Annotated in this window: 10 protein-coding genes and 4 tRNA genes; 9 read left to right on the plus strand and 5 right to left on the minus strand. The window is 56.0% G+C overall.

The annotated features are described in order from the left end of the window. The 5 genes from VFX97_04205 to VFX97_04225 form a co-directional block, all read right to left on the minus strand. The coding region (locus tag VFX97_04205) for a GTP-binding protein (protein HEX5702402.1) at positions 1-369 on the minus strand (369 nt) is incomplete at its 3' end. 91 nt (positions 370-460) lie between these two features. Further along, positions 461-535, minus strand: a tRNA-Thr gene (locus VFX97_04210). Between the two features lie 25 nt (positions 536-560). After that, a tRNA-Gly gene (locus VFX97_04215) sits at positions 561-636 on the minus strand. A 52-nt stretch (positions 637-688) separates the two neighbouring features. Beyond that, positions 689-778 (minus strand) — tRNA-Tyr (locus VFX97_04220). 180 nt (positions 779-958) lie between these two features. Next, positions 959-1,034: transfer RNA gene (locus tag VFX97_04225), tRNA-Thr, on the minus strand. Between the two features lie 208 nt (positions 1,035-1,242). On the opposite strand from VFX97_04225, the gene rplM reads away from it, so the two are divergent. From rplM to VFX97_04270, 9 genes are all read left to right on the plus strand, one after another. Then, on the plus strand, positions 1,243-1,698 hold the full coding sequence (gene rplM, locus VFX97_04230) for a 50S ribosomal protein L13 (protein HEX5702403.1): 456 nt from the start codon (positions 1,243-1,245) through the stop codon (positions 1,696-1,698). Positions 1,699-1,715: 17 nt separating this feature from the next. After that, positions 1,716-2,108 carry a 30S ribosomal protein S9 gene (rpsI, locus tag VFX97_04235; protein HEX5702404.1) on the plus strand — a complete coding sequence of 131 codons (393 nt, stop codon included), beginning with the start codon at positions 1,716-1,718 and terminating at the stop codon, positions 2,106-2,108. Positions 2,109-2,247: 139 nt separating this feature from the next. After that, positions 2,248-3,144, plus strand: coding sequence for a 30S ribosomal protein S2 (rpsB, locus tag VFX97_04240; protein HEX5702405.1), 897 nt, complete (start codon positions 2,248-2,250; stop codon positions 3,142-3,144). Positions 3,145-3,242: 98 nt separating this feature from the next. Next, complete coding sequence (gene tsf, locus VFX97_04245; protein ID HEX5702406.1) at positions 3,243-3,908, plus strand: translation elongation factor Ts; 666 nt, start codon at positions 3,243-3,245, stop codon at positions 3,906-3,908. A 121-nt stretch (positions 3,909-4,029) separates the two neighbouring features. Continuing rightward, a complete protein-coding gene (pyrH, locus tag VFX97_04250; GenBank protein ID HEX5702407.1) occupies positions 4,030-4,770 on the plus strand; it encodes a UMP kinase in 741 nt (246 codons plus the stop codon). An 83-nt stretch (positions 4,771-4,853) separates the two neighbouring features. Beyond that, positions 4,854-5,414, plus strand: coding sequence for a ribosome recycling factor (gene frr, locus VFX97_04255; protein HEX5702408.1), 561 nt, complete (start codon positions 4,854-4,856; stop codon positions 5,412-5,414). A 220-nt stretch (positions 5,415-5,634) separates the two neighbouring features. After that, complete coding sequence (locus VFX97_04260) at positions 5,635-7,935, plus strand: hypothetical protein (protein ID HEX5702409.1); 2,301 nt, start codon at positions 5,635-5,637, stop codon at positions 7,933-7,935. After that, complete coding sequence (locus VFX97_04265; protein ID HEX5702410.1) at positions 7,904-9,607, plus strand: flippase activity-associated protein Agl23; 1,704 nt, start codon at positions 7,904-7,906, stop codon at positions 9,605-9,607. Before VFX97_04260 ends, VFX97_04265 begins: the two co-directional genes overlap by 32 nt. A gap of 12 nt (positions 9,608-9,619) precedes the next feature. Next, positions 9,620-10,633, plus strand: a complete 1,014-nt coding sequence (locus VFX97_04270; GenBank protein HEX5702411.1) for an FAD binding domain-containing protein — start codon at positions 9,620-9,622, stop codon at positions 10,631-10,633. Positions 10,634-10,745 lie beyond the last annotated feature (112 nt).

Raw genomic sequence — 10,745 nt, forward strand, 5'->3', positions numbered from 1 at the left:
GAGCAGGATGTGCTCTCGGGTCTGCGGCATCGGACCATCGGTCGCGGCCACCACCAGAATCGCGCCGTCCATCTGCGCCGCGCCGGTGATCATGTTCTTCACATAGTCGGCGTGACCCGGACAGTCCACGTGCGCGTAGTGACGATTAGGCGTCTCGTACTCGACGTGCGCGGTCGCGATCGTGATGCCTCTGGCTTTCTCTTCCGGCGCCTTATCAATCTGATCGAAAGCCACAAACTGCACTTTCGGATTGTTCTTCGCCAAAACTTTCGTGATGGCCGCCGTCAAAGTCGTCTTGCCATGGTCCACGTGCCCAATCGTCCCGATGTTCACGTGCGGCTTACTGCGATCAAATTTCTCTTTGCTCATTGTTCTCTCTCTGTCCCATCCCGTCCCATTCGCCCTATTCGTCCCATAAGACTTGTGGGACGAACGAGACCATTGGGACTAATTCTTTTTCTGGAGCCCGCGATGAGATTTGAACTCATGACCTCCTCCTTACCAAGGAGGCGCTCTACCCCTGAGCTACGCGGGCCGAGTCAAACATCAATCGCGGTCAATGGAGCGGGCGACGAGACTCGAACTCGCGACCCTCAGCTTGGAAGGCTGATGCTCTACCAACTGAGCTACACCCGCCCATTTTGAGATCTGAGATCTCAAATTTGAGATCTCAGTTTCTGAAACCTCATGGTGCAGGGGGTAGGATTCGAACCTACGTAGGGCAGTGAAGCCCGCCGGGTTTACAGCCCGGTGCCTTTAACCACTCGACCACCCCTGCCTGTCCGGTTGATTAAACGCGAATGGACCCGGTGAGAAACCTTCCCAGCCCTCTACAGCGCGCACTCCGGCCCCAGCCGCAAACTCGTAACTCTAACTGACGTGAGAACGATTTGCAAGCGCGCAACGGGATGAAAAACGCTCGGAATGCGGCTCGAAACCAGAAACGAAATGAAGAGTCTGGAGCCGGCGAAGGGACTTGAACCCCCGACCTACTGATTACAAATCAGTTGCTCTACCAACTGAGCTACGCCGGCCCGAAATGCCCGAGTGAAAAATGGCAGGATGAAAATTGAAATCGCCACTTCCACCAACGCGCACGATACTAGCAGCACCGGCTTTCAAAAGTGAAGCGAACGATGCGGATTTACTGCGTAAACTCGGGCAACCTCGCTTGACAATGCACAGGCTGTTTTCTATTCTAACCGTTCGCCTTTTAGGCTCTAAAAACAGAAGGACTTATCTATGTCAACATACTTTCCCAGCGGCGCTGGTCTGGCTCAAAATCGAAAATGGCATGTCGTGGACGCCGCGGGCAAAACGGTTGGACACCTCGCTTCAGAAGTGGCAGCGATTCTCAGCGGCAAACGCAATCCGCAGTGGACCCCGTTTATGGACATGGGCGATCACGTGATCGTCGTTAACGCGCGCAAGGCGATGTTCACCGGTTCCAAAGTCACACAGAAGGTTTATCGCCGCCATACTCTTTATCCGGGTGGCCTGCGCGAAACAACGGTAACGGAAATGTTCGCCAAGCATCCTGAGCGGGTGATCGAGCTCGCGGTGAAAGGGATGCTCCCCAAAACGAAACTGGGACGGGCAATGGCCAAGAAGTTAAAAGTCTATGCTGACGCCGAGCATCCTCACGCGGCGCAGCAACCAGCGACCCTCGACTTCCCTTCCCGCAATTCTCAAAAATAAGACAAAGGATTTAAAACGTGGCAGAGATTCAATACTACGGAACCGGGCGTCGAAAAACAGCGACCGCTCGAGTTTATTTGCGGCCGGGCGACGGCTCAGTTCAGGTCAATCGAAAACCGTTCGACAGTTATTTTCCGAATGAGACGCTGCGGATGATTATTCGCCAGCCGCTTAATCTGACTGAGACCGCGACCAAGTTCGACATCCTGGTCAATGTGGCCGGTGGCGGGCCCGCGGGACAAGCAGGCGCAATTCGTCACGGCATCACGCGCGCGCTAATCGAATACAACAGCGATCTGCGGCCGACTTTGAAGCAGGCCGGCCTGATCACCCGCGATCCGCGAATTAAAGAGCGGAAGAAGTACGGACAGAAGGGCGCGCGTAAGCGCTTCCAGTTCTCGAAGAGATAGTTCTGAGATCGCAGATTTCAGATTTGAGATCTCAAATCCATTGTCGCGATTTGGATTGGTTGCTTTCAATGCGAAGGCCGGAGTCGCGGCGAGTACATAAACCAGTTAACAAGGGAGAGCGAGTTTGGTAACCGTAACGATGAAAGAATTGCTGGAGGCCGGTGTTCACTTCGGCCACCAGGTCCGCCGTTGGAACCCGAAAATGAAGGAATACATTTTCGGCGAGCGCAATGGCATCTACATTATCGATCTGCAAAAGACGCAGAAGATGTTTCGCGAAGCGCTTCAGGCCGTCAGCAACATGGTCGCCGAAGACCGCGGCAAAACACTTCTGTTTGTCGGCACGAAACGTCAGGCGCAGGACGCAATTCGCGAAGAAGCCGAACGCTCTGGTCAGTATTACGTCAATCAACGTTGGCTGGGCGGACTGCTGACGAACTTCCAAACGGTGCAGAAGTCGATCAAGCGTCTGAAAGATCTCGAAACGATGCAAACCGACGGTCGCTACGAGAAGATGACGAAGAAAGAGCGCATCAAACTCGATCGCGAGCGCGAGGGTTTGGAGAAGAACCTTTCCGGCATTAAGGGCATGGGCCGGCTGCCCGATGCGGTTTTCGTTATCGATGTTCGCAAGGAAGAAATCGCGGTGGCTGAAGCCAATAAGCTCGGCATTCCGGTTTTCGCCGTCGTCGATACCAACTGTTCACCTGAAGGCATCGATTACGTAATTCCCGGCAACGACGACGCGCTGAGGGCCGTGCGCCTGTTCGCATCACGCATCGCCGACGCGGTGCTCGAAGGCCAGCAGATGCTGACGGAGGGCGGCGCGACTGCCGAAGCACCTGAAGAAGGCGAACCGCCTGTGCCCACCACCGAGGCGGCCGCCGACGGCGAAGCAGCGGTTGCAGAGCCAGCGAAACCGCTAGAGACGGAACCACCAGCTGAAGCGGCGCCGACCGAGACCATGCAAGCGAGCGAGCCGGCTGCCGAAACAGCTTCAGCACCTGAAAACGCGGAGGTCGTCGCCGCAAGCTAAGAACAACAAGTTCTAATTCGTCGGCGAGCGCAGCACGGGCAACGGACATCCGCCGGGCTGCGCGTTTTAATGAAATCAAGAGGAGCAGATAAGCAATCATGGCAGATGTAACCGCAGGCGCAATTAAAGCGCTGCGCGAAAAAACCGGCGCGGGAATGATGGAGTGCAAAAAAGCGCTGATCGAATCCGAAGGCAACGAAGAACGCGCGATTGAGATTTTGCGCGAGCGCGGACTCGCGTCAGCGAAAAAGAAGGAAGGTCGCGTCGCCGCCGAAGGCGTCGTTGGCTCGTACATTCACATGGGCGGCAAGGTCGGCGTGCTGGTCGAAGTGAATTGCGAAACGGATTTCGTCGCCCGCGGCGAAGAGTTCCAGCAACTGGTAAAAGACATCGCGATGCACGTGGCCGCCGCCGAACCGCGTTTTGTTTCGCGCGAAGAGGTCAACACCGACACGCTTGATAAGGAACGTGAAATTGCCCGCGCGCAGGCGAAGAATGATCCGAAGAACGCTAACAAACCGGATCAGGTAATCGACAAGATCGTCGAAGGCCGCTTGAATAAGTTTTACGAGGAATTCGTTTTACTGGACCAGCCGTTCATTAAGGATCCGGCGAAGACCGTGGGCGAACTGGTCACCGAAAAGATCGCGAAGACGGGTGAGAAAGTCACGATCCGCCGATTCGCGCGATACAAGATGGGCGAAGGCCTGGCAAAGCGCGACGACGATTTTGGCGACGAGGTCGCGAAACTGACGGGATCGTAATCGATCGGAGTCAGTACTGGGAGCGGTAGCGACCAGGTGACGATTAATCTACGACCCGGTCGCTGCCGCACCCGGTACTGACATCGAGTTCGACGCAACCCAGAACGCATAAGAAACTAACGTGACTGCCGACAAAACTTCCCCTGCCTTTCGCCGCGTGCTGCTCAAGCTTTCCGGAGAAGCGCTCCTGGGCGAACAATCTTTCGGGATCGATGTAAACGTCGCGCGCAGCGTCGCCGAAGAAATCAAACAGGCCCACTCAATCGGCACCCAAATCGCCATCGTGGTGGGCGGTGGCAACATCTTTCGCGGGGTTTCAACCAGCGCCGCGAACATGGATCGGGCTTCCGCCGATTACATCGGCATGCTCGCCACGGTGATGAATGCAGTTGTGCTGCAGGACGCGCTTGAGACCGTTGGCATTCACACGCGGGTGCTTTCCGCGATCAATATTCCGCAACTCGCTGAACCTTTCATCCGGCGCCGTGCCATTCGTCATTTAGAAAAGGGGCGAATCGTGATTCTCGCTGCCGGCACCGGCAATCCGTTCTTCTCAACCGATTCCGCAGCCGCCTTGCGCGCACTCGAAATCAAAGCTGACGCAATTTTGAAAGGGACGAAAGTCGACGGCGTCTATTCGGCCGATCCCATGAAAGATTCCAGCGCCACCCGTTTTGACTGCATCACTTTTCAGGAAGTGCTGGAAAAGCATTTGAAGGTGATGGACGCTTCAGCGATTTCGATGTGCCGCGACAATAATCTGCCGATCATCGTTTTCAACATGCGCAAGGCGGGTAACATCGCTCGCGTAGTGCGAAACGAACCGGGCGTCGGCACGCTCGTCTGCCTCGAAAGACCGTAAATGGTGAATCGTAAATCGTAAATAGACCGGCCTTTACCCGCAGTTGTCTATTAACGATTTACGATTTACTATTCACGACCGCCATGAACGACAAAGACGTCATTCGCGAAACGAAACCGCGCATGGAAAGCGCGATTGAAGATTTCAAGCGCAAGCTCGGGACCGTGCGCACCGGCCGGGCGTCAGTAAGCCTGCTCGACACGGTTATGGTCGACTATTACGGCACGCCGACGCCGCTCAACCAGATGGCTTCCGTGCATGCTCCCGAGCCGCAGATGCTGACGGTAACGCCGTGGGACACTACCCAGGTGGTCGCGATCGAGAAAGCGATACGCGCGGCTGACCTCGGCCTGAATCCATCGAATGACGGCAAGCTCGTGCGGATTCCCATTCCGCCGCTGACTGAAGAACGCCGCAGGCAACTCGCGAAACAGATTCACGAAATCGCCGAAGAGCATCGCACGGCAGTGCGTAACATCCGCCGCGACGAAAACGACAAGCTCAAGAAGATGCTGAAGGACAAAGCGATTTCGGAAGACACTGAGCGCGACGGCCTGGAGCAGATTCAGAAACTCACCGACACGCACATCGGCAAAATAGACGAACTATCGAAATCAAAAGAGCGCGAGATCATGAGCGTGTAGCAGTGGCACAGACTTCAGTCTGTGTCAGAACAGTTTTGTGTAGCCCAGGCGTTTACGCCTGGGAAAGAGCCGGTAGAAAAATGATTGAGCCTCCTTCAGGAGGCTTTACTTTTGTAAAGCCCATTAATGGGCTTACATACGACGGGGTTTCATTTCCCCAGCGTAAACGCCTGGGCTTCAGAAAACTTTTTGAACCAGCACCATCTGTTAAGATGCGCCTGTGATTGTCAGTCTCCTCCTATCACTAATCGCCATCGCGAGCGGCTACGTTCTGACTTATACATACGAAGAGGACGAGCCGCTCGCTTCGCGTCTATGCGCCGGCGCGTGCATCGGCTTTGCCCTGATGGGGTTGGTTGGTTTCGGCGTCGCGTTAGGTTTGGGACTCTACGGAATCACCTTAGCGCTCACCGCAGCCCTGACTGCCGCCCCCCTACTGCTGCTGATCCGCGCTTCATATCGCTCGCGCGTTTCTGCCAACGTCAACGCCGCGATCAGCGGGATTAGCGGCGCGACCACGCGTCCGAACCGCTGGCACTTCATCTACTTTCTTTTCTACGCCGCCGTCGCGGTCAGCATGTGGCTGATTTTTCAGCGCGCGCTGCTCGAACAAACCGACGGCATGTACACCGGCGTCTTGAATAACTACGGCGATCTTCCTTTTCATATCAGCGTGATCACGCGCTTTGCTTACGGCCAGAATTTTCCACCGGAAGACCCGACATTCGCGGGCGTTCGATTCACTTACCCGTTCATTACCGACTTTATCTCCGCCCTCTTCGTGCGCGCCGGCGCCAGCCTGCGTCACGCGATGTTCCTCGAGAACTACATAATTGCCGTCGCGGTTGTCGGCGTCCTTCATCGGTTCGGCCAAAGACTGGTTCGCAATCGCACGGCGGCGATCATTACGCCGCTGCTCATTTTGCTGAACGGTGGCTTTGGCTGGGCGCTGCTTTGGGACGATGTGAAGAAGATCGAAGGCGGAGTGTTTCAAGTGCTCCGTCGCATTCCCCACTCGTACACGATTCTTCCCGAAATCGAAAAGGCCTGGCGTTGGGGGAACTCGATCACAAGCCTGCTGGTGACACAGCGTGGATTTCTGCTTGGCATTCCGTTGGCGGTGATTGTGTTTACGCTGTGGTGGACCGTGCTGCGCGGCGAAGAGCAAAGCGCAAAGGGCAAAGTGCATAGCGCCAAGCGGAAAACTGATGCGGGGAAGGCTGAATCGTCATCAGACAACTCTTCGCCCCTGGCTCTGCGCTCTTTGCCCTTAGCCCTTCGCTCCTGGCCGCTGCGCCGGATGATCGCGGCTGGTGTCATCACGGGCCTGCTGCCACTCATTCACGCGCACAGTTTCATTTCAATCATGCTGGTTGCGACATTTCTGGTGCCGTGGGTTTACCGGCGGGCATGGATTGCCTATGCGGCCGCCGCGCTATTCGGCGGAATCGTTTTTTTTGCGGCCGCGAGTTACGGTGCCGCCGGTTCCCCTCTGATCAAGATCGCGTTGGTGATCATCGTTGTCGCACTCATAGCCAATCTCTGGTTCCTGTTACCGCGACCGCATCTGCGTCTTTGGCTCTGCTTTTTTGTCATGGCGCTGGTCGTTGGTTTGCCGCAAATCTTTTGGTCAACCCGTGGCAGTGCCGTCAAAACCCAGAGTTTCATCGCCTGGCAATTTGGGTGGGACAGCGATCAGGAGGCGATGTTTGGATCGACACCTGTCGGGTCACAACCAATTGAGACTGTGCCGCCAATCAGGAAGTGGGTTCAACGAACTCCGTACGTGGCGTGGTTTTGGCTGAAGAACACCGGCTTGTTCATTCCGCTCCTGATCCTCGCGCTGGTGTGGAAACCTGATGATTATCTGGTGCCGCGGAAGCTCCTGCTGTTTTATGTGCCCTTCACGCTCTGTTTCCTCATCCCGAATTTCGTAAAGCTGGCACCGTGGGTCTGGGACAACATTAAGATGATCTTTTATTGGTGGATTGTCTCGGCGCCGTTCGTGGCCTTGCTGCTGGCGCGGCTTTGGGAGCAGCACGTCGGACAAAAGGTCCTGGCGGCCAGCCTTTTTGTTATCCTGACGCTCGCCGGCGGGTTGGATATTTTTCCGCTGTTCACCGGCCAGGGCGAGTATCAGGAATTCGATGGCAACGGCGTCGCATTCGCTGAGTCGATCAAGAAGACCACGCCGCCCACGGCGACGATTCTGCATGCACCGATTCACAATACGCCGATCTTCCTGACCGGCCGCCGGTCAATCATGGGTTATCCGGGTCACATTTGGACGCACGGTTTGGATTTCGGGCCGCGTGAGAATGAGATCAAACAGATCTATGCCGGCGGCCCGGACGCTGCCGCCTTGCTCGCGAAATACCGTGTCGATTATGTTGTCATCGGTCCACAGGAAGAGTCAGTGGTGAAGCCGAACGTCGCGTTTTTCGAGCGCTATCCGCTAGTCGTAAGAATTCCGCCGACGGAGAAATTTGGTGAGTACCTCCTCTACAAAGTCACGCCATAACAAGAAGCGTCCGCCGTCGCCGAAGAATGAAGCGCCTGCGGCGCCCGTGAGCGATCACCTGCCCGGAGAGATCTCGCAACTCACCTTTCGCATTTCGGCTGCTGCTATTCTCATCGTCGGCGCAGTCTTGCGCCTTTTTCATCTGGGGCTTGTGCCGCTTCATCACGACGAAGGCGTGAACGGCAATTTCCTCGTGTCGCTCGTCCGTCAAGGCACGTACACCTATGATCCACAAAATTACCACGGCCCGACGCTCTACTATTTCTCGGCGATTCCCGGGTGGATAGCGCGGTTCTTTGGCGGCGCTGGAGCGCGCGACGCCTACGGTCTGACCACCTTCAACATCCGATTCGTCACCGCTGCTTTTGGTGTGGCTACGATCGGCCTGGCTTTCCTGCTGCGGAAAAGGCTGGGTGCGATCGGCGCTTTGTCTGCGGGAGCTTTGATTGCTATCTCGCCCGGAGCGGTTTATTTATCCCGCTACTTTATTCACGAGTCATTGTTTGTTTTCTTCATGCTGGGCGTTGTTGTCGCTGCGGTGAAGTACTACGACACCGGCGCCGGCGTTTACCTGATTCTCGCGGCAATATCCGCGGCCTTGATGACCGCAACGAAAGAGACCTGGATCATCAACGCACCGGTGCTTTTGATCGCACTAATTACGACGAACGCCTACTTTTGGCTCCGGAAGAAGATGAACGCCGACAGAGTACGCGCATCCAGGAGGGACGAACCGTTCCTCGATCGCTTCGGCGGGCCCATCGGAGTGGCCACGGTTGCGCTCGTCGCTTTCACGGTTTTCATAGTCTTCAACGTTCTCTTCTACTCCTCCTTTTTCAGCAACTATCCGAAAGGCGTCAGCGACTCGCTGCAAACGCTGGCCCTGTGGCGTAAGCGCACGCACGAACACGTGCATCCGTGGTACCAGTACATTCGTTGGTTGCTTCAGAAAGAAAGCATCGTCCTGGTCCTGGGCGGTATCGGCGCACTGCTTGCGCTGTGGCGCGCTGACAATCGATTTGCGCTGTTTGTGGCCCAGTGGGCGTTCGGTTTGCTCGCCGCCTATTCGCTGGTCGGTTACAAGACGCCCTGGATTGCGCTCAACTTCATTGTTCCGTTGGCATTGACGAGTGGCTATACGCTCAACGTTTTCTATCAGAAGCTGCGCGACTTCAATCAGCCGCTTTTCTTTCTCGCCCCGGCGGTCCTGATCGTCGCGTTTTGTGGCTTTCAGATGTACCAGCTTAACTTCGTCCATTACGACGATGATCAGTATGTGTACGTCTATGCCCATACACGGCGAGAGACACTGGTGATGCTTGAGCAAATTGATCAGGTCGCGCAGCAGATGAAGACCGGTCACGACACCGGTGTCGCGATCGTCTCGCCTGAATACTGGCCGCTGCCCTGGTATTTCCGCGATTACAAACGCGTGGGCTATTACCAGAAGGTCGTGCCGACTACTGAACCAGTCATCATCGGCTCAGCCGGGCAGGAAGAAGAGATCAAGGCCATGTACGGCGATCAGTATCAGCTAATCGATTCGAGCAAGCTTAACGATCCGCGCATCCTCCCGGATCGCAATCCGCAGGGGAGTTTTTCGCTGCGACCCGGAGTCGATTTGTTGTTGTATGTGCGACGTGACGTGGCTAAACCGGCCGCCACCAACTAAACTCGTATCCCTATGATGCGTCTTCCCAAATTCGTCTATCGCACGCCGCACACTATCGCGGAGGCGGTCAAGGTGTTTGCCGATGCCGGGCCCGAGGCGCAGTTCGTGGCCGGCGGCACGGACCTCTATCCAAACATGAAGCGGCGGCAGCAGATGCCGAAGACGGTAATTTCCGTAATGCGTCTGCCCGAACTGAATCAGATATCGGGCGAGGGTAAATCCGGAATCAGGATTGGCGCGTCAGTAACGCTCACTGACATCGTTGAGAGCGCCATCATCAAACGTGACTATCCGGTCATCGCCTCAGCCGCGCGGACCATCTCGACGCCGATTCTCCGCAACATGGGAACCATTGGCGGCAACCTGCTGCTCGACACGCGCTGCAACTACTATGATCAGAATTACGAATGGCGCAAAGCGATCAACTTTTGTTTGAAGAAAGACGGAGACATTTGCTGGGTGGCGCCCGGCAGCCCGAAGTGTTGGGCGGTACAGTCGTCTGATTTGGTTCCGGTGATGGTCGCTATCGGCGCGAAGTTCCGCCTGGTGTCGAGTGCGGGCGAGCGCATGGTTGACGCCGCCGAGTTCTACAAAGATGACGGCATCGATTACATGAACAAGCGACCGGACGAGCTGCTGGTCGATATTCATCTGCCACCGACGAATGGCTGGCGCGCTTCGTATCAGAAGCTGCGCCGCCGCGGCGCGTTTGATTTTCCGGTGTTGGGAGTTGCGGCATACGTTCGGGTCAGTACTGGGAGCGGTAGCGACCGGGTCGTTGTCGAAGATGCCAAGATCGTCCTCGGCGGAATCGCTCCATCACCGGTTCAAGTCAACGAATCTGCGCAAGCGCTAATCGGCAACACCCTCAGTAACGATCAGATCGACGCCGCCGCTGAAGCCGCGTATGTGAAGGCCCGGCCCCTGGACAACACTGATTTTGTCTATCAGTGGCGCAAGCAGATGGCGCGGCAGTACACCATCCGCGCGCTCAACGATGTGCGCAGCCAAGGTCTTAGGTCTTAGGTCTTAGGTCTTAGGTCTTAGGTCTTAGGTCTTAGGTCTTAGGTCTTAGGTCTTAGGTCTTAGGTCTTAGGTCTTAGGTCTTAGGTCTTAGGTCTTAGGTCTTAGGTCTTAG

Source organism: Pyrinomonadaceae bacterium (assembly GCA_036277115.1).
In the GTDB taxonomy this organism is placed as follows: domain Bacteria; phylum Acidobacteriota; class Blastocatellia; order Pyrinomonadales; family Pyrinomonadaceae; genus UBA11740.